General features: G+C 73.2%; 24 protein-coding genes. 5 read left to right on the top strand and 19 right to left on the bottom strand.

Annotated elements, in window-relative coordinates; all coding sequences use genetic code 11:
• Positions 1 to 293, bottom strand: a 293-nt coding sequence (locus GGQ69_RS16665; RefSeq protein ID WP_370577209.1) for a pantoate--beta-alanine ligase, incomplete at its 3' end; no start/stop codon positions are given.
• 54 nt (positions 294 to 347) lie between these two features.
• On the opposite strand from GGQ69_RS16665, the gene GGQ69_RS15960 reads away from it, so the two are divergent.
• Entirely contained in the window at positions 348 to 881 is a 534-nt protein-coding gene (locus tag GGQ69_RS15960) for a low molecular weight protein-tyrosine-phosphatase (protein WP_183530242.1), read from the top strand.
• Between the two features lie 110 nt (positions 882 to 991).
• Here the strand turns inward: GGQ69_RS15960 and GGQ69_RS15955 are convergent, their stop codons facing one another.
• The 16 genes from GGQ69_RS15955 to GGQ69_RS15880 form a co-directional block, all read right to left on the bottom strand.
• Positions 992 to 1,627, bottom strand: a complete 636-nt coding sequence (locus GGQ69_RS15955) for a DUF3618 domain-containing protein (RefSeq protein WP_183530244.1) — start codon at positions 1,625 to 1,627, stop codon at positions 992 to 994.
• Positions 1,624 to 2,028: a phage holin family protein gene (locus tag GGQ69_RS15950; protein ID WP_183530258.1), complete on the bottom strand. Its 405-nt coding sequence runs from the start codon at positions 2,026 to 2,028 to the stop codon at positions 1,624 to 1,626. The genes GGQ69_RS15955 and GGQ69_RS15950 overlap by 4 nt, the downstream gene beginning before the upstream one ends.
• 125 nt (positions 2,029 to 2,153) lie before the next feature.
• Positions 2,154 to 2,936: a hypothetical protein gene (locus tag GGQ69_RS15945; RefSeq protein ID WP_183530246.1), complete on the bottom strand. Its 783-nt coding sequence runs from the start codon at positions 2,934 to 2,936 to the stop codon at positions 2,154 to 2,156.
• A 136-nt stretch (positions 2,937 to 3,072) separates the two neighbouring features.
• Positions 3,073 to 3,978 carry a Rossmann-like and DUF2520 domain-containing protein gene (locus GGQ69_RS15940; RefSeq protein ID WP_183530248.1) on the bottom strand — a complete coding sequence of 302 codons (906 nt, stop codon included), beginning with the start codon at positions 3,976 to 3,978 and terminating at the stop codon, positions 3,073 to 3,075.
• Positions 3,975 to 5,708 carry a PH domain-containing protein gene (locus GGQ69_RS15935; RefSeq protein ID WP_183530333.1) on the bottom strand — a complete coding sequence of 578 codons (1,734 nt, stop codon included), beginning with the start codon at positions 5,706 to 5,708 and terminating at the stop codon, positions 3,975 to 3,977. The genes GGQ69_RS15940 and GGQ69_RS15935 overlap by 4 nt, the downstream gene beginning before the upstream one ends.
• Positions 5,705 to 6,358: a PH domain-containing protein gene (locus GGQ69_RS15930; protein WP_183530331.1), complete on the bottom strand. Its 654-nt coding sequence runs from the start codon at positions 6,356 to 6,358 to the stop codon at positions 5,705 to 5,707. The genes GGQ69_RS15935 and GGQ69_RS15930 overlap by 4 nt, the downstream gene beginning before the upstream one ends.
• Positions 6,276 to 6,839, bottom strand: coding sequence for a DUF3180 domain-containing protein (locus tag GGQ69_RS15925; protein WP_183530329.1), 564 nt, complete (start codon positions 6,837 to 6,839; stop codon positions 6,276 to 6,278). Before GGQ69_RS15925 ends, GGQ69_RS15930 begins: the two co-directional genes overlap by 83 nt.
• Positions 6,836 to 7,414 carry a 2-amino-4-hydroxy-6-hydroxymethyldihydropteridine diphosphokinase gene (gene folK / locus GGQ69_RS15920; RefSeq protein ID WP_255459806.1) on the bottom strand — a complete coding sequence of 193 codons (579 nt, stop codon included), beginning with the start codon at positions 7,412 to 7,414 and terminating at the stop codon, positions 6,836 to 6,838. The genes GGQ69_RS15925 and folK overlap by 4 nt, the downstream gene beginning before the upstream one ends.
• Positions 7,411 to 7,785, bottom strand: a complete 375-nt coding sequence (gene folB, locus GGQ69_RS15915; RefSeq protein ID WP_183530327.1) for a dihydroneopterin aldolase — start codon at positions 7,783 to 7,785, stop codon at positions 7,411 to 7,413. Before folB ends, folK begins: the two co-directional genes overlap by 4 nt.
• The gene (gene folP, locus GGQ69_RS15910; RefSeq protein WP_183530325.1) at positions 7,782 to 8,723 is read right to left on the bottom strand and encodes a dihydropteroate synthase; all 942 of its coding nucleotides are present in this window, start codon (positions 8,721 to 8,723) and stop codon (positions 7,782 to 7,784) included. The genes folB and folP overlap by 4 nt, the downstream gene beginning before the upstream one ends.
• 104 nt (positions 8,724 to 8,827) lie before the next feature.
• Positions 8,828 to 9,436, bottom strand: coding sequence for a GTP cyclohydrolase I FolE (gene folE / locus GGQ69_RS15905; RefSeq protein ID WP_183530339.1), 609 nt, complete (start codon positions 9,434 to 9,436; stop codon positions 8,828 to 8,830).
• Positions 9,437 to 9,500: 64 nt separating this feature from the next.
• Positions 9,501 to 11,597, bottom strand: a complete 2,097-nt coding sequence (gene ftsH, locus GGQ69_RS15900; RefSeq protein WP_183530323.1) for an ATP-dependent zinc metalloprotease FtsH — start codon at positions 11,595 to 11,597, stop codon at positions 9,501 to 9,503.
• A 241-nt stretch (positions 11,598 to 11,838) separates the two neighbouring features.
• Positions 11,839 to 12,390, bottom strand: coding sequence for a hypoxanthine phosphoribosyltransferase (gene hpt, locus GGQ69_RS15895; protein ID WP_183530321.1), 552 nt, complete (start codon positions 12,388 to 12,390; stop codon positions 11,839 to 11,841).
• 76 nt (positions 12,391 to 12,466) lie between these two features.
• Entirely contained in the window at positions 12,467 to 13,558 is a 1,092-nt protein-coding gene (tilS, locus tag GGQ69_RS16740; RefSeq protein WP_370577208.1) for a tRNA lysidine(34) synthetase TilS, read from the bottom strand.
• 17 nt (positions 13,559 to 13,575) lie between these two features.
• Positions 13,576 to 14,778: a zinc-dependent metalloprotease gene (locus GGQ69_RS15885; protein ID WP_183530319.1), complete on the bottom strand. Its 1,203-nt coding sequence runs from the start codon at positions 14,776 to 14,778 to the stop codon at positions 13,576 to 13,578.
• 105 nt (positions 14,779 to 14,883) lie between these two features.
• Complete coding sequence (locus GGQ69_RS15880; RefSeq protein WP_183530317.1) at positions 14,884 to 15,354, bottom strand: DNA-binding protein; 471 nt, start codon at positions 15,352 to 15,354, stop codon at positions 14,884 to 14,886.
• 157 nt (positions 15,355 to 15,511) lie between these two features.
• Here GGQ69_RS15880 and GGQ69_RS15875 point away from each other — a divergent pair, with 157 nt between their 5' ends.
• Both GGQ69_RS15875 and GGQ69_RS15870 read left to right on the top strand, forming a co-directional pair.
• Positions 15,512 to 17,656: a VWA domain-containing protein gene (locus tag GGQ69_RS15875; RefSeq protein ID WP_183530315.1), complete on the top strand. Its 2,145-nt coding sequence runs from the start codon at positions 15,512 to 15,514 to the stop codon at positions 17,654 to 17,656.
• Complete coding sequence (locus tag GGQ69_RS15870) at positions 17,656 to 19,002, top strand: hypothetical protein (RefSeq protein WP_183530313.1); 1,347 nt, start codon at positions 17,656 to 17,658, stop codon at positions 19,000 to 19,002. The genes GGQ69_RS15875 and GGQ69_RS15870 overlap by 1 nt, the downstream gene beginning before the upstream one ends.
• Before the next feature lie 104 nt (positions 19,003 to 19,106).
• On the opposite strand, the gene GGQ69_RS15865 is transcribed toward GGQ69_RS15870, so the two are convergent.
• Both GGQ69_RS15865 and dacB read right to left on the bottom strand, forming a co-directional pair.
• Positions 19,107 to 20,666, bottom strand: coding sequence for a serine/threonine-protein kinase (locus GGQ69_RS15865; RefSeq protein WP_183530311.1), 1,560 nt, complete (start codon positions 20,664 to 20,666; stop codon positions 19,107 to 19,109).
• A gap of 4 nt (positions 20,667 to 20,670) precedes the next feature.
• Positions 20,671 to 22,305, bottom strand: a complete 1,635-nt coding sequence (dacB, locus tag GGQ69_RS15860; RefSeq protein ID WP_183530309.1) for a D-alanyl-D-alanine carboxypeptidase/D-alanyl-D-alanine-endopeptidase — start codon at positions 22,303 to 22,305, stop codon at positions 20,671 to 20,673.
• A 161-nt stretch (positions 22,306 to 22,466) separates the two neighbouring features.
• On the opposite strand from dacB, the gene GGQ69_RS15855 reads away from it, so the two are divergent.
• Positions 22,467 to 23,060, top strand: coding sequence for an inorganic diphosphatase (locus tag GGQ69_RS15855; protein WP_183530307.1), 594 nt, complete (start codon positions 22,467 to 22,469; stop codon positions 23,058 to 23,060).
• A 12-nt stretch (positions 23,061 to 23,072) separates the two neighbouring features.
• The coding region (locus tag GGQ69_RS15850) for a hypothetical protein (protein ID WP_183530305.1) at positions 23,073 to 23,518 on the top strand (446 nt) is incomplete at its 3' end.

Raw genomic sequence — 23,518 nt, 5'->3', positions numbered from 1 at the left:
TAGAAGACGGAGGCCACCACGATGTCGGTCTCGGCGCGGGCCTGCCGGACCAGGGCGGCGTGCCCGCCGTGCAGGGCACCCATGGTGGGGACCAGGCCCACGGTGGGCGCCGGCAGCCCGGAGAGGACGGCCGCGCGCACCTTCTCCGCGAGCGCCGCCCGGAACCCGGCCCGGGTGCGGTGCACGGCGGGCAGGTCCTGGTCGCCCGTGGCGTGCCGGGCGGTGTCCTCCAGGGTCAGGCCCGTGCCGGGGGGGACGGGGGTGCGGTCGGGGACGCGGTCGAGTGGGCTCACGCAGGCGAGTCTACGAAAGTGGAGACCCCTCGGCGGACCGGACAGACTGGGGGCATGCACCTCATGACCGTCTGCCTGGGAAACATCTGCCGCTCGCCCGCCGCCGAGGCGGTGCTGGTCCATCGGTTGCGCGAGGCCGGCCTGGATGACGTGACCGTCAGCTCGGCGGGGACCTCGGACTACCACCTGGGCGAAGCGCCCCACGTCATGAGCAGCACCGAGGGTGAGGCCCGCGGTTACGCGTTCACCTCCGTGGGCGCCCAGTTCGCGGTGGAGGACTTCGACACCGCCGACCTGATCCTGGTCATGGACGCCGCCAACGATCGCGACGTGCGGGCGCTGGCCCGCGGCGCCGACGACGAGCGGAAGGTGGTGCGCCTCGGTGCCTTCGCCCGTGACGTGGCCGGCCGGGGCGTCCGTGACGTGCCGGACCCCTACGGCCTTCCCGAGAGCGCGTTCGTGTCCATGTACGACCAGATCGAGGACGCCGTCGACGGCCTGGTCCGGTCCCTGCAGGACGGCACGCTGCAGCAGGTCCTGGACACCCGGCGCGCCGGGAGCGTCCGGAGCGGACACCGTCCGGCGTGAGATCCGGCCGATCTCCCGTCCGCCCGGAGCGTGGACGTGCCCCGGGGCACCGGCGCTGACGCGTCGATGCCCCGGGGCGGGTGGGACGAGCCGGGCGGCTCAGCGCCGGATCAATAGCGCTCCGTGGTCCCCTGGACGTGGCGCGCCGACTCGGCGGACTCGTCCTTGAGCTGACCGGCCTTGTCCTGTCCCTCGGCCTTGACGTGCTCCGCGCCGGTGGCGGCGGTGTCCTTCACGGACTCCATCGCCTCCTGGGCCTGGGGCTTGAGGTTCTCACCCATCTCCTGGGCCGCGGACTTCGCCTCATCCACCAGGGGCGCGGCCTGGTCCTTGACCTTCTCGGCGGCCTGTTGCTCGGCCTGCGAGGCGGGAATGAGCGAACCGACCAGCCAGCCGGCCCCCAGCGCGATCAGCCCGGCCGCCAGCGGGTTGCCCCGGGTGCGACGGCGGACCTGCGACGGAGCCTGCTGGAGCCCGTGCACGGCGTCCTCGGCCCGGTGCTGCACGTCGTGGGCGACGTCGTGGGCGCGGTCCTTGAGCCCGGGTTCGGATCGGTGGGAGTACGGGTCGGTGGGACTGCCCATGATGGTCTCCTTGAAGTCGGTCATGCGTTCACGGACGCGATCGCCCTGGCGGTGGACGGCCCGGGTGGGACTGGCCTTCTCGGCCAGCGCGTCCACGTCGCGGCTGAGCTCGTGCCGGGTGCGCTCGATGTCGGCGCGGATCTCATCGGGATTGTTGCTCATGGGGTCTCCTTGTTCGGGTTCAGGGTCGGTGGGATCTCCTGAACCGTCTCCTGGGTCTGGCGCAGACCCTTCATGCGGTCGAAGTACTTCTTGCCCGTGACGGCCAGGACGGCGGCGACGATGGCCCACACGACGGCGACGATCAACGCCGCCCAGCCCAGGTGCATCACGGACCCCAGGGCCCACATCAAGGCCATGGACAGGAACATCAGCACGAGGAAACCGGCCACGGCCGCACCGGCGAACAGCCCCGCCCCGCTGCCGGCCTTCTTCGCCTCGACGGTCGCCTCGGCCTTGGCCAGCTGGATCTCCTGCCGCACCAGGGTGGACAGGTTCTCGGAGAAGCTGGCGAACATCTCCCCCAGGGACTCGGTCCGTGCCCGGTACTCGGCCTCCGGCATCGGTGCCTCCGTGGACCCCGTGCCCGACGCCGGCCGGCCGGCACCCGCGGCACCGGTGACACCCGCGGCTCCCGCGCCCGGGACGGCGCCGGCGGGCGTCGGCCGGTGCTGGTGAGGATCGGTGGTCACGGGCGTCCCCCCGCATCGGGTCGGCCGGCGTCATAGGGCCTCTGCGCTGCCGGCGTGCCAAGGATCTCGTCCGCTGCGGGAGCACCGGTGCCGAGGTCGGTCCCGGCGACGGTTGGCGGGATCGTCGGCGGCACGGCCGGAGGCACGGGGACCTGTCCGACGCCTCCCCCGCCGCCGGTGATTGCTGCGTCCTCCGGGTAGACGGTGCCCGGAACCCTGCCGACCGGGACCGGGCCCGGTGAGGTGGGGGTGCGCGTCGGTGCGTGACGGGGGCCGTCGTCGTGAGCGTCCTTCAGCCCCCGCGTCAGTCGTCCGGCGAGCAGGCCGATGCCGGCGGCGACGGCCAGGAACGTCCCGGGCCGGCGGGCCGCGAACCGGCGCACGTCGTCGAGCAGGTCCATGGGTTCACTGGACTCCAGCCGCTGTGTGACCCGGTGAGCGCGCTGGGAGAGCATCGAGACGGCCTGGTTGACCAGGTCGGACTCGGGCCGCTCGCCACGGGAGATGCGGTCCAGGTCCTCGGAGATGCCGCGCGTCTGGGCGGCCAGCCGGTCCTTCTGCGTGGCCAACTGGGAGGTGGCCTCCTGCTTGGCCGATGCGGCCAGGTCCTTGGCCTGGCCCACGGCCTCGTCCTTGACGTGCCGGGCCTCGTCCCTGGCCGTGCCGGCGACGTCACGGGCGGCGTCCTGGGCCTCGGCGCCGAGGCGCCCGGCCTCCTGCCTCGCCGTCTCCTTGGTGCCCCCCTCGGAGGTCGTCGGATAATCCGGGTTCAGCGTCATGGGGTGTCCTTCCGATCACGGCCCGCATCCTTGGTGTGGACGGGCCCTGTGGGCGCGACTGTAGCCCGGGGCCCCCCGGGCGTGGGTACCCCTCATCGGCTGCCGAACGCGGGGTCCGGTCACCCCGGAGGGCCGGTCAGTCCCCCAGCGCGTCCAGCAGTTCGGCCACCGTCGCCTCGGACAGGGCACCGCGCATCAGGGCGCGCACCGCCGTCGCCCGCGCCATGGCCCGGTACGCCTGCCCGACGTCGGCCGGGACGCCCTCGGCGCCCAGCACCTCCAGGTGCCGCCGCACGGTCCCCACGTCCCCGCGGGCCACCGGCCCGGTCAGGGCGCCGTCCCCGTTGGCGAGGGCGTTCTCCAGGGAGGCGTGCATGAGCGGCGAGAGCATCCGGTCGGTCTGCTCCACGCCGATCGAGGCCAGCAGCTGGGCGGACTGGGCGGTGAGGGTGACGAGGTGGTTCGAGGCGTGCGCCAGCGCCGCGTGGTAGGTGCCGCGGTCCGCCTCGGCGATGACCGCGGGCTCCCCGCCCATCTCCACGACGAGCGCCTGGGCGACCGGCAGCACGATGGCGTCCGCGGTGACCCCGAACATGCAGTCCGCCAGCCGGGCGATGTCCAGGCTCAGGCCGGTGAAGGACATCGCCGGGTGGATGGCCAACGGGATCGCCCCGGCGGCGCGCACCGGGTCGAGCACGGACACCCCGTGCCGTCCGGAGGTGTGGACCACCAGGTGGCCGGTCTGGAAGTGCCCGGCGTCGGCGAGCCCGGAGACCAGCTCCGGCAGCACGTCGTCCGGGACGGCGAACAGCACCAGCTCGGACCGGCGCAGGATCTCCGGGATCTCGAGTATGGGCACCTCGGGCAGCAGGGACTCCGCACGGCTCCGGGAGGCCTCGGAGACCGCGTGCACCCCCGTGACGGCGTGTCCGGCGTTGCGCAGGGCGGCCCCGAGCACGGCACCGACCTTGCCGGCGCCGATGATCCCGATCCCCAGCCGGCCCGGACGGCCCGCGGGCGCCCCGCTGAACGGCGAGGTCATTCGACGACCTGCCGGGTGCGCTGTTCGAACCGGGCCAGCTCGTCCGGACGCATCCACTCGTTCCGGTCCCGCAGCCGACGGGCCTGCCCGGCGACCTCACGTTCTGCGCGGAACAAGTCCATGGCCACGGCCGCGTCCAGCTGGTCCACCCTCGGGCTGATCGGGCCGGGTGGGATGTGGAACGTCACGGTGGCCGCTCCGCGCCAGCGTTCGACCGGTCCCTGGAGCAACTGCAGCGACTGGATGCGCTCGTGGGGCAGCAGGACCAGTTCACGGTTGAGCCGTCCCGAGCGGATCATCAGCAGGGACCGCGTGGAACGGAAGCCGTGCCGGCGCCAGACCAGGGGGGAGAACCAGCGCATCCGCGGGGTGGTGGTCACGAAACCGTGGTCAGCCCCGGAACCGTCGAGACCCGCGTGCACCAGCTCCCGGGCCTCCTCGGCCGTCCCCACCCCGGGATCCGGTGCCACCACCGTGAGGACGCGCAGCACGTCGTCGAAGGTGCCCACCGGCAGCAGCCTGGACTTGCCGGTGGTGCCGTCGAGGGACTCCCCGTACCCGGCCACCGTCACGGCCATCCGGTACCAGCCGAACAGCCTCCAGAGCAGGGGGCGACTGACCTTCACGGCCTGGATCCGGCCCGGGGGCACGGTCTGCGAGGTGGTGTCCAGCAGGCCGTAGCGCAGGCGCAGCCCGTCCGGGATCGAGGCGACGGTGAAGTTCCACCCGCCGTTGACGGAGGACCAGATGCTGCTGCCGACGCCGAACAGGATGCCGAGCAGCGCCGGCACACTCAGGGCCGAGCCCACCTCGGCGAAGAACTCCTGCGCCACGTTCTCGGGCATCCACCAGTGGATGGCCAGCAGGCCGGCCCCGTAGAGGATCCCGAAGACCAGCACGGCCGAGACGAGACCGGATCCGGTCAGCGTCGCACCGATCAGCCGGCCGGGCGGCACCCGCAGCATGACCCGCTCGGTCTCCTCCTCATAGTCGTAGCCGATGCCGGCCGCGACCACCGGGGCAGGCGCGTCTGACAGGTGTGAACTTTCAGACGGCGCTGACGGTGGTGCCGGGGGGGCCGGGTCCGCGGCATCGGGGACCCGGCCCGGGCCCCCGTCACCCAGGCCGGTCCCGTCGTCGACCCGTCCGGGGTGTGCGGCGGGGGCACCGGGGTACGGTCCCTGACCCGCCGGGGCCTGCGCGGCCTCGACCGGGTCCTGTCCGGACTGGATCCCGGCGGCCCGGCGCATGATCTCCTGGCGCAGCATCCGGGCCTCGTCCATCCGCAGGAAGGACAGGCTCATCGCCGAGTCACCACCGTCGGCCGTCTCGAACTTCAGCTCCGCCAGCCCGGCGATCCGCGCCAGCAGGGGCTGCTTGATGTCCACCGCCTGGACCCGGTCCAGCCGGGCGTGGCGGTGCTGCCGGAACACGACGCCGGACCGGACCTCGACCTTGTCCGCGCCCATGCGGTACCGGGTGAACCGCCAGGACAGGAAGAACCCGCCGAGGATGAGCAGGAAGACTCCCCCGACGATCGCCGCCCCTAGTCCGAGGGCACCGGTGTTCGCGAACAGGGCACCGGTGGTGGCCGCCCGGTAGATGTCCTCGAAGGCGTTCTGCCCGATGATGAAGAGCACGGCGACGAGCGCGACCCAGCCCCGCACCAGGGGACTGACGGGATGGACCCGGTGCCAGTCGCCGTCGACGGCCGCGGGCCGCGGAGTCACAGCCCCGCCAATCGCGCCTGGCCGCGGGCCATCAACTCCTCGCGCAGGCGGTCGCTCTCGGTGGGCTCGATGCCGTCGATGCTGGCGTCGGTGCTGCCCGAGGCCGTCTTGATGGTCAGCGTCCGGATCCCGAAGCGGCGCTGCAGCGGGCCCTCGTTCACGTCCAGGTACTGCAGCCGGCCGTAGGGCACGGCGGTGATCTGGCGGGAGATGATCCCCGAGCGCAACAGCAGTTCGTCGTCCTGCTCCGAGTAGCCCAGGGCCCGGACCCGGCGTGGCACCAGGGCCAGGTCGATGACGGCCCAGAGCAGCATCACCGCGGGCAGCAGCCAGGCCAGCCAGCCCGGGTACCCCTCCCAGACGCCGCTCAGGCGCAGCACGAGGGGGACGGAGACGATGGCCAGCCACACCACCCAGCCGATGGTCTTGCTGATCAGCCTGACCGGGACGAGCCGCGAGGACACCGCGGTCCACTCCACCCCGGCCGCCTCGATGGGGGCCAAGCCGCGGCCGTCACCGCCCGGGGCGCGGCGGTCGGCGGCCGGGGACGCCACAGCGGCCGGACCGTCACCGGCGGGCCGGACCGGGCCGGGAACGGCCCGGTCCGGCACCTCGGCCGTAGACGGGTCCGGTGCCACGTTCGGGTCCATTGATCTCCTTGTCCGGGCCACCGTTCGCGGACGGCCCGTCTGCTCCGTCCTCAGGGGGGAGGCGGCAGAACTGCTCCACCACGAATCCCACGATAACCAGTACCAACCCGCCGATGATCATCAGCAGGGCGTCGTTGACGGTGGGCGTGCCGAATCCGGTGGCCGAGACCAGGTGCACCAGCACCCCGGCGTGCCACCCGGCGATCAGCGCTCCCGCATACGCCCCGGCCTGGGCCAGAACCAGGGTCCGGGCCGAGGCCACGGGATTCATCCGGGCGGCCGGCGGGCGCTTCTTGTCCCGCTGCACGCGGATCCCCAGCGCCAGCACCAGCACCGCCACCGCGGTCACGGTGATCGCCGATGACGCGGCCAGCACCGGCGAGACCAGCCCCGCGCCGGCGGCAACCAGCGCGGACAGCCAGCCCACCACGGCGGTCCCGGCGAAGACCAGCAGCAGCCACAGCGGACGGATGGAGGTCACGGCGTCGGCGCTCCCGTCCCGGCCTCCGGCGCACCGGGCAGCCGGCGGACCGTGCCGGCGTCGGCGGCCCGAGCCGCGAGCCCGGCCACGCTCACGCCACCGAGGGTCGCCTGCGGATCGAGCCAGGACCACGGGGCGAGCACGAACGCCCGCTCGTGGGCCCTGGGGTGGGGCAGGGTCAGTTCCGGGTGATCCGAGGAGAGGCCGGCGTAGGTGATGACGTCCACGTCCAGGGTGCGCGGCCCCCAGCGCACCTCACGGGTGCGGTGATGGGTCTGCTCCACCGCCTGGCAGGCGGCGAGCAGCTGCCGAGGGGTCAGGGTCGTCTCCACGGACAGCACCAGGTTCAGGTAGTCCGGCTGGCCGGCCGGTCCCCCGACGGCGGCGGTCACCGCGACCGGCGAGACACCGGTCAGCTCGATGCCCGCGTGCTCCGCCAGCTCCCGCACCGCGGCCTGCAGGGTGGCCGCGGGGTCACCGAGGTTGGCGCCGAGGGCCAGGACGGCCGGGACGGGCGCCGCGGGGACGCGGTCCAGGGGATCCGCGGCCGGCTCACCCGGTTCCGGCAGGCTCATGACCGGCTCCGGTGCACCGTGACCGCGACGTCGGCGAAGTCGGCCTCGATCGGCGCCCCCGGCTTGTGCACGGTCACCTCGACGGCGGCGGCGACCGGCTGCGCGTCCAGGACGGACTGGGCGATCCGCTCCGCGACGGTCTCGATGAGGTCGAAGGGCTCGCCGGTGACCACGGTGAGGACGGCGTCCGCGACCTCGGCGTAGTTGACGGTGAGGGCCAGGTCGTCCGTGGCGGCGGCCGGGGCGGCGTCGAGGTGCACGACGACGTCGGTGATGAACTCCTGCCCGTCGCGCTTCTCCGCGGGGAACACCCCGTGGAAGCCGCGGGCCCGCAGGCCGGTCAGCGCGATGCGGTCCGGCACGGCGGTCACGCCCCCGGGTGGCGCCGGGACGGGACCGCGGCGGGACCGGCCCAGGCCTGGGCGGTCTTCACGGCGTGCAGGGAGGACTCCACGTCGTGCACGCGCACCCCCCACACGCCGTGCGAGGCCGACAGCGCCGAGACGGCGGCCGTGGCGTGGTCGCGCGCCGTGGCGACCGGCTCGGCTCCGGAGTCCGTGGCCAGCAGCGTGCCCAGGAAGCGCTTGCGCGAGGCGGCCACCAGCACGGGCAGGCCCAGGGCCATCAGCCGGGGCAGGCCGCGCAAGAGCTCCCAGTTCTGCTCCCCGGACTTGGCGAAGCCCAGGCCGGGGTCCAGGATGAGCTGCTCGGGCTTCACCCCGGCGGCCAGGAAGGTGTCCTTGAGCCGGGTCAGTTCCTGGATGACCTCCTCGACCACGTCGTCGTAGACGGCCAGGGAGTCCATCGTCTGGGCGTTGCCGCGATTGTGCATCAGGACGTAGGGGGCGCCCGTCCGGGCGATCAGCTCGGGCATGTCCGGCTCGTGGTTGAGCCCCGAGACGTCGTTGATGATGACGTCGCCCAGCTTCAGGGCCGCCTCCGCGGTGGCGGTGTGCATGGTGTCCACCGAGACCACGGCACCGGCCTTGAGCAGTGCCTCGATGACCGGCAGCACGCGGTTCTGCTCGGTGAGCGGGTCGATGGGCTCCGCACCGGGCCGGGTGGACTCCCCGCCGACGTCGATCAGGTCCGCACCCGAGTAGTGCAGGCGCAGGCCCTGTTCGATGGCGGTCTCCGTGTCCAGGTAGTCGCCACCGTCCGAGAACGAGTTGTGGGTGACGTTCAGGATGCCCATCACCAGCGTGCGGTCCGTGGGCAGGTCCGCCAGTCGCCTCCGCCGAACCTTCCGGATGACGGTGAGTGGTCCGGTGGCCGGCCCCGTCCCTGCCTGTGCTGCCATCGAGTCCATCGGTGGTCCTTTCGTCTGCGGTCGGTCGGGGCGTGACCGGGTGTCCCGGGCGGTCGTGCAGGCCTCGTCCGGGACGGGGGCCGTACGGCCGTCCGTTCCAGGGGTCAGCCGTGGAGGATCAGGCTCATCGCCTCGGCCCGGGTGGAGGCGTCGCGCAGTTGTCCGCGCACCGCCGAGGTCACGGTCTTGGCACCGGGCTTGCGCACGCCGCGCATGGACATGCACAGGTGCTCGGCCTCCACCACCACGATCGCCCCGCGCGGGTGCAGGTGCGTCATGAGCGCCTCGACGACCTGGGTGGTCAGCCGCTCCTGGACCTGGGGGCGCCGGGCGTAGATCTCGACCAGCCGGGCCAGCTTGCTCAGTCCGGTGACGCGGCCCTCCAGCGAGGGGATGTAGCCGATGTGCACGGTGCCGTGGAAGGGCACGAGGTGGTGCTCGCAGGTGGAGTAGAACGAGATGTCCTTCACCAGCACGAGCTCCTCGTGGGAGATGTCGAAGGTGGTGCCCAGGACCTCGGCCGGGTCCTGCTGGAGCCCGGCGAAGAACTCCGCGTAGGCCTTGGCCACCCGCGACGGGGTGTCCTGCAGGCCCTCGCGGTCCGGGTCCTCGCCGACGGCCTCGAGGATCTCGCGCACCGCGGCCCGGATGCGCGGCTGGTCCACGCCGACCGGGGGCAGTTCCGCCTCGGGGTCTGCCGCCAGCACGTCCACGTCAGTGGGTGGTTGGCTCACCGTCTCGGGTGCGCGTTCAGGGGAAGTGTCCACGGTCCCGATCCTAGCGGTGGGGCCCGGCGGGCACGTCCGTGGGTCCGGCCCCCGGGCCACTGCCGGAACCACCGGGGCTCTCCCCGGGGAGCTGGCTGCCCGGCGTCGGGTCCACGGTGGGGGTCAGGGAGTCGGACGTCGACTCCGGGTCGACGGGGCCGGCGTCGTGCCCGTTCTTCGCGGCGAGGGCCCGGCGCTCCGCCGGGGACAGCACCGGGGGCTGGTCCGAGACCGGCCGGTCCTCGCTGGAGAGCCAGATCTCACGGGCCTCGCGCTTGCGGATGCCCGCGAAGATCTCGGCGATCTCGGCCTGGTTCAGCGTCTCCCGCTCCAGCAGCTCGTAGGCGAGCCGGTCCAGGATGTCCCGGTTCTCGTTGAGGATCCAGTAGGCCTCGTCGTGGGCCTGGTCCAGCAGTCCGCGGACCTCCTCGTCCACCACGGCGGCCACGCGCTCCGAGTACTCCCGGCCGCTGCCCATGTCACGGCCCATGAAGGGCTCACCGCTGCCGGAACCGAGCTTCACGGCGCCCACGCGCTCGCTCATGCCGTACTCGGTGACCATCTTGCGGGCCGTCTCCGTGGCCTTGGAGATGTCGTTCGAGGCGCCCGTGGACGGGTCGTGGAAGATAATCTCCTCGGCCACCCGGCCGCCCATCGCGTAGGCCAGCTGGTCCAGCAGCTCATTGCGGGTGACGGAGTACTTGTCGTCCTCCGGGACCACCATGGTGTAACCCAGGGCACGCCCGCGGGGCAGGATGGTGATCTTCGTGACCGGGGCCGAGTTCCGCAGCCCCGCGGCCACCAGGGCGTGCCCGCCCTCGTGGTAGGCGGTGACCTTGCGCTCGTGCTCCTTCATGAGCCGGGAGCGCTTCTGCGGGCCGGCCATGACGCGGTCCACGGCCTCGTCGAGGGCGCGGTCGTCGATCAGCTGGGCGTTGGAGCGCGCCGTGAGCAGGGCCGCCTCGTTGAGCACGTTGGCCAGGTCGGCACCGGTGAAGCCGGGGGTGCGCTTGGCCAGGGAGCGCAGGTCCACGCCGGGCGCCATCGGCTTGCCCTGGGCGTGCACCTGCAGGATCTGGTTCCGGCCCTCCAGGTCCGGTGCCTCCACCGGGATCTGGCGGTCGAAGCGGCCGGGCCGCAGCAGGGCCGGGTCCAGGACGTCCGGGCGGTTGGTCGCGGCGATCAGGATGACGTTGGTGGTTGCGTCGAAGCCGTCCATCTCCACCAGGAGCTGGTTGAGGGTCTGCTCGCGCTCGTCGTTGCCGCCGCCCACGCCGGCACCGCGGTGGCGACCGACGGCGTCGATCTCGTCGACGAAGATGATGGCCGGGGAGTTGTTCTTGGCCTGTTCGAAGAGGTCGCGCACCCGGGAGGCGCCGACGCCGACGAACATCTCCACGAAGTCCGAACCGGAGATGGAGTAGAACGGAACGCCGGCCTCACCGGCCACGGCCTTGGCCAGCAGGGTCTTGCCGGTGCCGGGAGGACCGTAGAGCAGCACGCCCTTGGGGATCTTGGCGCCGACGGCCTGGAACTTGGCGGGCTCGGAGAGGAATTCCTTGATCTCGTGGAGTTCCTCCACGGCCTCCTCGGCACCCGCCACGTCCTCGAACGTGACCTGCGGCATGTCCTTCGAGATCAGCTTGGCCTTGGACTTGCCGAATTGCATGACCTTGCCGCCGCCGCCCTGCATCCGGGACATCAGGAACCAGAAGACCAGGGCGATGAGCAGGAACGGGATCATGAACCCGAGCAGGGACAGCAACCAGTTGTTCTGCACCGGCTGGTCCGTGAAGCCGTCCAGGGAAGAGGCGTCGATGGCCTCCACGACCTTCTCGGCGCGCGCGGTGGAGTAGTAGAAGTACACCTCCGTGCCGAGCTCGCGCCCGTCCTGGGTGTACGGGTCCCGCAGTGTCAGGTCGACGCGCTGGTCGCCGTCCTGGATGCGGGCCTGCTCGGCCTTGTTCTCCTGCAGCAGGGCCAGGCCGACGTTCGTGTCGACGCGTGCGCTGGAACCCTGGGTGAGGGCCGGGATGATCAGCACCAGGAACAGGGCGGCCAGGACGATCCAGATGATCGGGCCCTTGAAGACCTTCTTGGCTTTCAACAACTCTCCTGACTGTGGCCTGCGGCGCGGGCGTGGCGTCCGCGGCGGTGCGGCTGGCCCGGGGCACAGCCGTACCCTTCAACGGTACCGGGCGCCGATCTATGCCGGGGGTCCGGGGGGCCGCTTTTCGCGAGCGGTGGAATGCCCGCGGCGGCCCCGCTCCCCGGTCCTCCGCCCTCGTGCGGCACGAGGGGACGGATCCGGGGGTGCCGGAGCAGCGGCGGCTCCCCGCCGGCCGGGGTCAGGAGTAGACGTGCGGGGCGAGGGTGCCGATGAAGTCCAGGTTGCGGTACTTCTCGTCGAAGTCCAGCCCGTAGCCGACCACGAACTCGTTCGGGATGTCCTTGCCGACGTACTTGACGTCGATGTCCACCTTCATCGCCTCGGGCTTGCGCAGGAACGCACAGATCTCCACGGAGGCGGGACCGCGGGACTCGAGGTTGGTCTTCAGCCAGGACAGGGTCAGGCCGGAGTCGATGATGTCCTCGACGATCAGCACGTGCCGGCCCATCAGGTCGGCGTCGAGGTCCTTGAGGATCCGCACCACGCCGGAGGACTGGGTCCCCGAGCCGTAGGAGGACACTGCCATGAAGTCCAGGGTGACGTGGGAGCTCAGGGCCCGGGACAGGTCCGCCATGACCATGACCGCGCCCTTGAGGACGGCCACCAGCAGCACGTCCTTGTCCTGGTAGTCCCGGTCGATCTGGGCTGCCAGGTCCTTGATGGTGGACTGGATCTGCTCTGTGGTCATGAGCACGTGCTCCAGGTCGCCCTGCACGTCCTGTGCTTCCATGCGGTCTGCTCCTGCTGGGTGTCTGATACCGGTCGGACGCGGCGGACGGGACCGCTCCGCCGGTCGGCGGCGGTGGCTACCGGCCAGCGTCAAGGACCAGTCTCGCACACCCGGCCTCACGATGACGGCGTGCGGTGACACCCCCGGCCAGCTCGACAGGACCGGCCGATCCGCCACCCACGGACCGGGTGGCGACCAGCCGCTCCACGGCCAGGACCCGCTCCCGGCTGGGGCGTTCTCCCCCGGCCGCCACCACGGCCAGGCCGATCACCCGCAGCCGGACCGCCGTCGGCAACGCGGCCAGGTCCTCCACGGGGAGGCTGACGTGACCGATCCCACGCTCGGAGGAGGGTTCCGCCGTCGCGGTGTCCGCGAGCCGGTCGTACTCCCGCCGGCTCCACTGCTCGAGGGCGTCGGCGTCCTCGGCCGCGATCTCCGCGCTGCGGGCGAGGGCGGCCGCGAGACCGGGGCCGATCCCCGCCACCGGGTCCTCCAGCAACGGCATCACACGGGTGCGGACGCGCGAGCGCAGGAAGGCCGGGTCGGCGTTGGCGGGGTCCTGCCACCACCGGATGCCGGCCCAGCGGCAGATGGCCTCCGTGTCCTGACGGGCCAGCCCCAGCAGGGGTCGCACCAGCAGTCCGCGACTGGCGGGCATCCCGGCCAGCGAGCGCGTCCCGGAACCCCGGGCCAGGCCGAGCAGGACCTGCTCCGCCTGGTCGTCGCGGGTGTGCGCGAGCAGCACGGCCTGGGAACCTGCCCGGTACGCCGCGGCGCGGAGCGCGGCGTACCGGGCCGTGCGGGCGTCGGCCTCCGGACCGGCACCGGTCCCGAGGACGTCGACCCGCTCGACGGTCACCGGGTCCAGACCCAGCCGCCGGGCGATCCCGGCGGCGCGCCCGGCCACCGCGGCGGAACCGGGCTGCAGGCCGTGGTCCACGACGACGGCCCCGGCACCCTCGGCCGGCGACGTCCCGGTCCGCCGGGCCTCGGCGGTGGCCACGGCCAGCGCCAGCGAGTCGGCACCGCCGGAGAGCGCCACGAGCGGTCGCGACCGGCCCTCGAGGGCGGCACGGACCGAGGTGACGGCGCGGTGCAGCGGCTCGGGCCAGCGGGCACGCGGGGGCCAGGCGCCCGGGCCGTCCGGGAGCCCGCCCCCCTCCGGCACCGGGCCCGTGGGCCCGGTCAGCCCAGTCCCCGGATGCGTTCGACCCAGCGCTCGGGCTGGTGCAGCTCGGGCTCGGAGGGCAGGTGGTCGGCGGACTCCCAGACCACGTTGAAGCCCTCCATGCCCAGTTCCTGCACCACGTGCTTCACGAAGCGCTGGCCGTCCCGGTACTGGCGCATCTTGGCGTCCATGCCCATGAGCCGGCGGATCCAGCGGTCCAGCGAGGACCGGGTGGCGGCGCGGTGGTCGAAGCGCTGGCGGATGGTCTTGACGGTGGGGACCACGGAGGAGTCGATGGCGTCCATGATCACGTTGGCGTGCCCCTCCAGCAGGGACATCACGGCGGTGAGCTGGGCCAGCCGTTCCTTGTCCTCCGGGTCCTGGACGAGCTCGAGCAACCCCAGGGACGCGGGGTGCGACTCCGTGCCCAGTTCGGCGGACCCCTCCCCCGCGGTCCCGGACTCCGGATCGGCCCCGGGCCCGCGCACCAGGGCACGGACCCCGGCGGAGAGGCGCTCGGGCAGGGTGTCCATCTTGTCGAACATCCCGGAGACCAGGTCCATGATGTTCTGCTGCAGGTGCTGGCGCAGCCACGGGGCCGCCGCGAACTGCACCCGGTGGGTCTGTTCGTGGAGGCAGACCCACAGGCGGAAGTCCTCCGGGTCCACGTTGAGCTCGACCCGCACCTCGGCGATGTTCGGTGCCACGAGGAGCAGCCGGCCACCCTGGGGTCCGGGGGCCGTCCCGTCCGGGCCCGGCAGCGCGCAGAACGGCTCGTACTGGCCCAGGACCTTCGAGGAGAGGAAGGCCAGCACGGTCCCGGCCTCCACGCCGGTCGCCGTGGGGGCGAAGCCGCTGGTCGCCCGGGCGTATTCCTCCGGACGGGACGCGCGGACGTGGTCGAAGGCCGGCCCGAGCAGGGTGGAGAACGCCTGGGTGTTGGCCCGGGTCCAGGTGGGCCGGTCCACCACCAGCACCTCGGAGTCCCGCAGGTCCCGGGCGGCGTCCAGGCCCGTGAGCCGGTGCACGTGATCCACTGCGGCCTCCGCCGCGCGGCGCAGCCCCTCGGCCTCCCGTTCGGCCTGGTGCCGGGTGAACCGCGGTCCGGCGGCGCACACCCTCGCCGCGGTGGAGGCGGCCATGTCCCAGTCCACGGGGTGGGACAGGGCCTGGGCTGCTGTGGGGGCTGCGGGCTGGGACGGCGACGCGGAGGAGTCCATGGCCCCATCCCATCACACGCGCGCGCCGCCGCGCAGCGGTCCCCGGGGCGTCCGGGCCGTCATCCTGCCGTGACGTCGCGGTGGTCCCGCCGCCGCCCCGTCCGGTCAGCCGTGGTGCGCGGCGGCCCGCTCGAGCACCTCTGCCAGGGCCTGCCCACCGGCACTCCGGGCGGCCTGCGCCGCGGCCAGCAGCGCCTCGGGGCCGGCGTACAGGGCGAGCTGGACGGCGACGTCACCACCCTCGGGGGTTCCGGCGAGAGCCTGGCGCCCGCGGGAGGTGTGCGTGGTGAGGACCGGGGCCGAGGCCTGCACCTCGGCCAGCACCCGCTCGTGGTCCGGTTCGTCCTGACGCTCCTCCAGCATCACGAGGCGCTCGTAGACGGCCGGATTGCCGATCTTGATGCGCTGGGCGTTGATCAGCTGGGAGAGCATGGGCGCGGACAGCCCCAGCACGCGGGCCAGGGACCGCTGGCTGAGCCGGTAGACGTTCATCAGGGCCCCGAACCGCTCTGCCAGGGGCGTGCCGTAGATGGCGCGCTGCTGGGCCAGGCGCTGTTCCGTGACGGGGGAGGACATGCATCGATCCTAACCGTTCATTTGCGAAGGCAAAGATACGCCCCTGAGCCCATGGGGAGTTCTCCCCACCGGTCCGTGTTGCCCAGGCCCAGGCCAGTCTGTACATTTGCAACCGTAAACAGCGCAGGCACCCGCTTCTCACTCGTACAGGGGACACATGATGGACACCACCTCGCGCCCGAGGCACCCGGGCACCACCCACGGGCGCCGGCGCGGCCCGGCCCTTCCCGGCCGGACCCTCGCCCTGGTCACGGCCCTCGCTCTGCTCCTGGGCGGCCTGCTGGCGGCCCCGGTGCAGGCCGCCCCCTCGGCCAGCCCCTCCGGTGCCGCCCAGGACGGACAGCGCGCCCTGCAGCCCGTCGTCGTGGTCATGGACTACTCCTCCTCCATGCTGGAGAAGGACGCGGACGAGTCCGGCACCACCCGGCTGGCCGCCGCGCAGGAGGCCACCTCCACCCTGCTGGACAACGCCCCCGACGGCGCGGACCTCGGCATGGTGGTCTACGGCGCCAACACGGTGGGGGACTGCAAGGACATCACCACCCTGCAGAAGGTGGGGCCCACCGACGTCGGCGGGCTCAAGAAGAGGATCGCCGGCCTGGACGCGGTCGGTGAGACCCCGATCGGGGCTGCGCTGCTGCACGCGGCACAGGAACTCGAGGGGATCGACGGGGAGAAGTCCATCATCCTGGTCTCCGACGGTGAGGAGAACTGCTCGGAGCCACCGGCCTGCGAGGCGGCCCAGGACCTGGCCGGGGAGGGCATCGGCCTGACCGTGCACACCATCGGCTTCAAGGTCAACGATGCCGCCCGCGAGGAGCTGACCTGCGTGGCCGAGGCCACGGGCGGCACCTACGTCCAGGCGGACAACGCGACGGAGCTGGAGTCCGAGCTGCAGACGAAGACGGTCCGGGCCTTCCAGGGGTACGTCGCCTCCGGGACCCCGGTCACCGGTGGGGAGACGCTGCACTCGTCCCCCCAGCTGGCCCCCGGACAGTACCTGGACGAGTACGGGCGCGGTGAGACCAGGGCCCATTCCAGTGCCGACGGGACGCTCAGGTTCTACAACCTGGGGACCATCGAACCGGGTGAGCGGGCGCACCTGTCCGCCCTGTTGCTGCCGGACCAGTCCCAGCCGACGGCCACGGGCGATCCGTTCGCCGGGGTCGAGGTCCAGCTGGTCAACGGCCAGGGCGAGACCTGCTCCTCCTCGGACCGGGAGTACTCCCATTCCAGTGACGGCGGCAAGCCGATCGTCGGTTACGTGCGCAGCCAGGAGTACACCGAGCCCGGAAGCCACGGCTGCTTCCAGGACGGCACGGGCCAGCTCTTCGCCAAGGTCCAGCGCTTCGGTGAGCACCAGGCGGAGGAACCGATGCCGGTGGAGCTCAAGTTCGTGGTCGAGCCTGCCGTGGACGAGAGCACGCTCGGTCCCCACGCGGACGAGGACGAGGCACCCCGGTCGGTGACCCTGTCCGGTGCGGCCGCCGCGGTCGCCGGTGGCGGCAGCTTCAACGAGGCCGCCGAGGTCGAGAACCGGACGGTGCTCTCAGACTCGGTCATGCCGAACGAGGCGCGCTACTACCGGGTGCACGTGGGCTACGGGCAGCGGCTGAACGTCCGTGCCGCCAACGGCGCCTCGGAGGGCGCCGGACCTGATTCCGTGGACGTCAGCGTGTTCTCCAGCGTCCGCGGGCCCGTCACGATGAAGGGTGACCGGCGCCTGCACCGTCGCCCGGCGGGCCAGACCGCCACGCTGAACATGCCGGTCTCCGTCAGCATGGACAATCACGACGGCGCCTACGGCCAGGACGCCTACCTCTCCGGTGACTACTACGTGGTCGTCTCCGCGGACAAGTACAGCGATGACCGCAACCGGGAGCCCTTCCCCTATGAGCTGGCGCTCGAGGTGACGGGCCAGGAGCAGGACGGTCCCCTCATCGCCGAGCCCGGGGTGGGCCGGGTGGTCGATCCTGACTCCGAGCAGGACGCGGGAGAGCAGGACGATGCGGAGGCCGGCGAGGCCACCGCAGGTGCCACGCCGGCCGGAGACCCGGACGAGGGTGGCGACGGGGCGGAGGCCACCGCCGCCGGGCTGACCGAGCCGGCCGGGGACAACCCCTGGCCGTGGTTCCTCGCCGGCCTCGGCGGCAGCGCCCTCATCGGCGCCGCGGCCCTGGTCCTGACCCGACGGCGGCCCGTGGCGGCTCCGGCCACCACGCAGCAGCACCCCGCGTCCCCCGCACCCGGCAGCCAGTACCCCACCGACCGCTACGGCACCGATCAGGAAGGACCGCGGTGATGAGCACCAGCAACCGTCCCACCCGCACGCTGGCCGCCCTCGGCCTCACCCTGGCCCTCACGGCCTGGGCCGGCGCTCCGGTGCTGGCCGCCACGCCGACTGCCGGCACCGGGGAGGGTTCCGCGCCCGCCGCCCGGGCCACCCCGTACCAGCCCTCGGGCACCGAGGTCACGGGCGGGGAGAGTCTGGCCGGCGCCGTCGAGGTGGAACCCGGCCTCTACCGGGACACCCTGCAGACCAGTGAGGAGGCCTCCTCGCCCACGGCCTCCACCCGGTTCTACCGGCTGCCGGCGCTCCAGGAGGGAGAGCGGGCCCATGCCGCGGCCGTCCTGGCCGCCGACCCCCACGCCGACGCGCGCGGCACCGACTGGGCCGAGCTCACCGTGGAGTTCGTGAACCTGCAGGGCGAGCGGTGCGGGCCCCCGGTCGCGGACAACGTCTCGATGACGACCGGTGAGGTGCCGGTGGCCAAGACGGCCACGGATCCCATGGAGGCAGGCTCCTACGGATGCTTCGAGGATGAGTCCGGCGTGGTCGTGGCCCAGGTGAGCCGGAGCGGTGAGTGGCTGGCGGACGACCCCGTGGCCGTGGAACTGCGGTTCTGGGTGGAGCCCCCGGTGGACGAATCCGGGCTGGCCGAGGCTCCCTCGGAGGACCTCCCCCCGGAATCCGTGACGGTCACCGGTGAGGCGACGCCCGTCACCGGCGGGCGGTCGTTCGGCACGGCCACCGAGATCACCGCGGACCAGGTCTTCTCCGCCGAGCTGCAGCCCCGGGAGGCGGCCTACTTCCGGATCCCGGTCGAGTACGGCCAGCGCCTGAGCTACCGCCTCTCGTCCGGCAACAACCAGCAGTCCCGCGTCCGCGAGATCCGGACCGCGGCCCACGACCCCCTGTTGGGTGACCCCCGGATGCTGGGGGACCAGGGCATCTCCTACACGGACAACGGGGCCACACTCACCCGGTCCACCGCCGTGCCGGTGAGCGCGGACAACTACGGCTCCTACTCCTACGGCGCCCTGCGGTTCGCGGGCGACTACTACATCGTGGTCACCGGCTCCGAGGCCCGTGGGGACCGGGAGGGGAGCGAGCCGTTCCGCTACGAGCTGGCCGTGTCCCTCTCGGGCGAGCGCACCGGTGCGACCGAGTGGCTGACGGCGGCCCAGGACGAGCAGACCCTCGCCGCCGGTGGTTCCCCGGACGGCGAGGACGCCCAGGCCGCGAGCGCCCGGGACGGCGGGTGGCTCCCGTCCGGCACCGAACTCGGTGCACTGCTGGGCGGGGTCGGGCTGGGTGCCGTGCTGACCGGCGTCGCGTGGCTGCTGCTACGCCGGCGCAACGCCTGAGGACGAGCGGTTCCTGAACGTCAGGCCCTGGGCGTCCCGGACCCCTGAGCGTCGGGTCCCGCCGGGGGTTCCGGGTGACCGTGACCCCCGGCGGGACCTGCCGGTCAGTCGTCGGCCTCCCAGACCAGGCCCCCGCCGTCCTCCACGCACACCAGCCGTCGGCCGTCGGCGCCGGTGACCACCAGTCCGCGTTCCAGGGCGGTGCAGTCGTCCCCGGCACGGACGGAACTGGTGATGACCGGCGTCCCGGGCCGTCCCGACGGCGCGGGAGACTCCGGGTCGGATGCCGGGGAGGACCTCCCGGAGGGTGTGGTGCCGGCGCCTCCGCCCCGTGACGTCGGCTCCGGGGCGGACCTCGCCGAGGGTGCGGTCCCGGTGCCCCGTGACGTGGGCTCCGCCCCGGCACCCTGCTCCGCCACGGCACCCTGCTCGGTTCCCACGTCCTGCCCGGCCCCGGGCCCCGCGCTTCCACCATCCGGCCGGAGCAGGACGGCGGCCACCACGAGGGCCACGACCCCCAGCAGCACCATGGTCCACGGCAGGACGGCGCCGACGCCCCGGCCGTGGTCCCCGTCCTCCTCACCGGAGTCCGCCGCCTGGCCCGCCGACTGCGGGCTGCCGACCCGTGGGGTCCTGACCGGTGGCGCGGGCACCCGGGGCGCGGTGTCCGCGGACGGCCCGGGATCCGCCGTCGGGCCCGGCTCCGGGGCCGCATCCGCGGGCCGGCCGACACCGGCCCGGTCCGCGGGGATCCCCGTCCCACCGGACCCGGCCCGGTCCGCGGGAATCCCGGTCGCCCCACCGGCCTCGACCTGGCGGAACACCGCGAACGGTTCGCCCGCGGCCGTGAGGTACCCGCCGGTCCCCGTCCGCGGGGTGGCGAGGACGTCCAGGGTGCGTGGGGCCCGTTCGGCGGCCGCGACGCGGTCGCCGGGGTCCTCGTCGAGCAACCCGGCCACCACGGAGGCGAGCCGGGGATCGACGCCCTCGATCCGGGCCAGGGTCCGGCGCGGGTCCAGGACGGCGGCCTCCAGCCCCCGTTCACCCCGCACGGTGGGATCCAGCATCCGCAGGGCCACCACGCCGGCCGCGTACAGGTCCTGCGCGGGGGCCGGGGCCGCGAGGTCCATCGCCTCGGGCGCCAGGTAACCGGGAGTGCCGTTCACCCACCCGAGGGTGGTGAACCGCGGATCGTCCTCCCGCACGGCGATCCCGAAGTCGCCCAGCCGCAGGTGCGGCATGCCCTCCCCCGTGGGTTCCAGCAGGATGTTCGCCGGCTTGACGTCCCGGTGGATCCAGCCGGCGTGGTGCACGTGGTCCAGGGCGTCCAGCAGTTGCAGCAGCATCCGGGCGGCGAGTGCGGAGGAGAACGCGCCGTGATCGCCCAGCGCGGTCTCCAGGGTGCCGCCGGCCACCAGCGGCATCGAGATCGCCACGTCCGCGTCCTCGGCCGCCCAGCCGTAGGGCGTGGCCAGGTGGCGGTGGTCGAGCTGGATGCCCTGCTCGCGCACGAAGCGCAGCAGTTCACCGGAGTCCTTGTGCCGCAGCACCTTCGCCGCGCACCACTGCTCGCGGCGCCGGTCCCAGGCGGCCCAGATCGACCCGGACCCCCCGGAGGCGATGTGGTCGGCCAGTTCGAACCGGCCCGCGATCACCTGGCCCATGCCCCTACGGCCCCGGGTCGGCCGCGTCAGCGCGGCATCCGCAACCGGCCAGCAGCACCGCGGCGCGGTCCACGGCGAAGCGGGCGTCGGTCAGGACGCCCGGCTGGTCGTTGGCGATGAAGCTGAACACCAGCTGCCTCTCGTCCGCGGTCCTCACCGTGCCGGTCAGCGACGCCACCGAGCTGAGCGTCCCGGTCTTGGCCCGGACCACGTCCTGGGCCGGTGTGCCGACCATCCGGTGCTCGAGGGTGCCCTCCTTGCCCGCCACCGGCAGTCCGGTGGCCGCTGCCTCCAGCCCGGGTTCCCCGGCGGCGATCCCGAGCGACCCGGTCAACTGGAGGGGGGAGACCCGGTTCCTGCCGGAGAGCCCCGAGGCGTCCACGAGGTCCAGACCGGCCGTGTCCACCCCCAGCCCGGACACGGCCTCCTCGATGGCCCGGGAGGCGCCGTCGAAACTGCCGTCCTCACCGGCGGCCAGAGCCAGGTTGCGGCCGGTGGCCTCGGCCACCTGGTTGTCCGAGGTCTTGAGCATGTGGGTCACCTGCTGGGCCACGGTGGCCGACGTCACGCTCGCCAGCTCACTCCCGCGCCCCTTCAGGGACAGGCGCCGGACGGAGTCGGACACCCGGATCCCGACGTCCAGGTCCCGGGCGTGGCGGGCGAGGTGGTCGCGGAAGACCTCGGCCGCGTACAGCGCCGGGTCGTGCAGGCGGTTGGTGCCGGTGCCCGCGGCGGGGCGCCCGCCGTGAGTGGCGATCGGCTGCACGGCGGAGACGTTGCCCGAGGGGACGATGTCCGGGCTCCAGTCCGGGGAGGCCTCCGGGCCCGTGTACCCGGAGTCGTCCAGGCGAACGGTCACCGTCCCGGTGGTGCCGCGCGTGGCGAGTTCCTCGGCCGCCTGCCGGGCCAGCGTCCCGAGACCGGCCCGCCCGTCGACGGACGTCGCGTTGCTCCCCGTGCCGAGCAGTACGTCGCCCCCGGCGTCGAGCACCACGTGGGTCACGTCCCGGTCCCCCACGCGACCGGGCAGGGCGACGGCACCGGTGGTGTAGCGGTGGCCCGGGCCCAGGACCTCCAGGGCCGCGAGGCCCGTGAGGATCTTGACCGCGGAGGCCGGCACCGCGGGCTCCTCGGCCGACCGGTCGTAGAGGACCTCACCGGTCAGGACGTCGACGACGGCCGCGGACATCGTGCCCGAGGACACCGTCAGCGCCTCGTCCAGTGCGGGGGCGAGGGCCTCCGGGTCCGGCATCGGGTCCAGCAGTGCGGTGAGGCCCGACAACCCGAGCACCGCGGCCAGCGTGGACCCTCCCTCGCCAGGGCCGTGGGCACCCGGGGCCGCGGGGCGGGCCGGGGACGAGGTGGAGGCCGTGGCGGCGGGGGACGACGGGTCCGACGCGGAGCTCGGGGATGACGCGGAGGCCGTGGACGAGGCGGAAGCCGGGGGGGACGCGGCACCCGCGGTGATCGTGGAGGAGACGGCCGGCGCCGGTGCCGGCCCGGACGGGGCGGCACCGGCCTGCACGCCCTGCACCTGGCCACCGGTCACGGTGCCGGTGAGCAGCAGGGCCAGCGCGGCACCCAGGGTGCGCGGGATCGCACGCGCGGCGGGCCGGCGTCGTGGGGGTCGAGAGGTCACGGTCAGGCTTCCTGGGAGGCGTACGGGTGCGTGCGTCACGCTCGCGGCGATGGGCGGGCCGGGACCGGACGCGCCTGACCGGAGGATACCCTTGTTTCCAGATGCCGTGCCCCGGCGCGGCTCCCATCCCGCCCTCCATGCATTCCAAGGAGCCTGCTGACATGAACCATGACGTCACCATCGAGATTCCGGCCGCCTCGCGGGTCAAGTACGAGTTCGACCACGAGACCGGCCGACTGCGCCTGGACCGTGTGCTGTTCACGTCGATGCAGTACCCCACGCACTACGGCTACTTCGAGAACACCCTCGGTGAGGACGGCGACCCGCTGGACGCCATGGTCTTCCTGCCGGGCTTCGACCTGGTGCCCGGCGTGATCGTCGAGTCCCGTCCGATCGGCGTGTTCAACATGACCGACGACGGTGGCGGCGACGCCAAGCTGCTCTGCGTCCCCTCGGACAAGCGCTTCGACCACATCCAGGAGCTCGAGGACATCGACGAGTGGCTCAAGCAGGAGATCGAGCACTTCTTCACCCGCTACAAGGACCTCGAGCCGGGCAAGTGGGTCAAGGCCGATGGCTGGGAGGGCCGCGAGGCCGCCGAGGCCGAGCTGGCCGCCTCGATCGAGCGCTTCGACGCCGCCGGGGAGCACACCCCCACCGACGAGCCACAGGGCCGCGAGGTGGAGACCGAGGAGGCCGAGCCGGCCGCCGAGGAGGGCCCCGAGGCCGACGTCCCCCAGGGCCGTCAGGGCTGATCCACCCCCTCTATGTACGTCCTGACGATCAACCAGCGTGATTCGCGGGAGGTCGGGGACATGGTGCACGACCTGTTGCGCGCGCTGCGCCCCGTGCGCACCGTGCTGCCGTTCCAGCGCTCGGTGGGCGATGAGGCCATCGGCATCGTGGCCGACCCCGCCTCCGCGGTGGACGCCGCCCTGCGGGCCCTGCGGGAGCGGCGCTGGAACGTGGGGATCGGCGTCGGGTCCGTGGGGGCGGTGGACCCCGCGGACCCGGACGGCCCGGTGAGACCCGGTGCGCTGCCGGACACGCAGGAGTTGCGCGAGGTCGGCGGGCCGGGACTGGTCCACGCCCGCCGGGCCGTCGAAGAGGCGGCCAAGGCAGGGGTCCGGGTGCCCGTGTCCGTGGGCGGTCCCGACGCCGAGACGGCCGCCCAGGCCGAGGCCGTGCTGCGCCTGGTGGGACAGCTGGTGCT

Source organism: Micrococcus sp. TA1 (assembly GCF_014199555.1).
GTDB lineage: Bacteria > Actinomycetota > Actinomycetes > Actinomycetales > Micrococcaceae > Citricoccus.
Note: the sequence above shows the minus strand (reverse complement) of the source record. Positions and strands in the feature narration are given on the sequence as shown.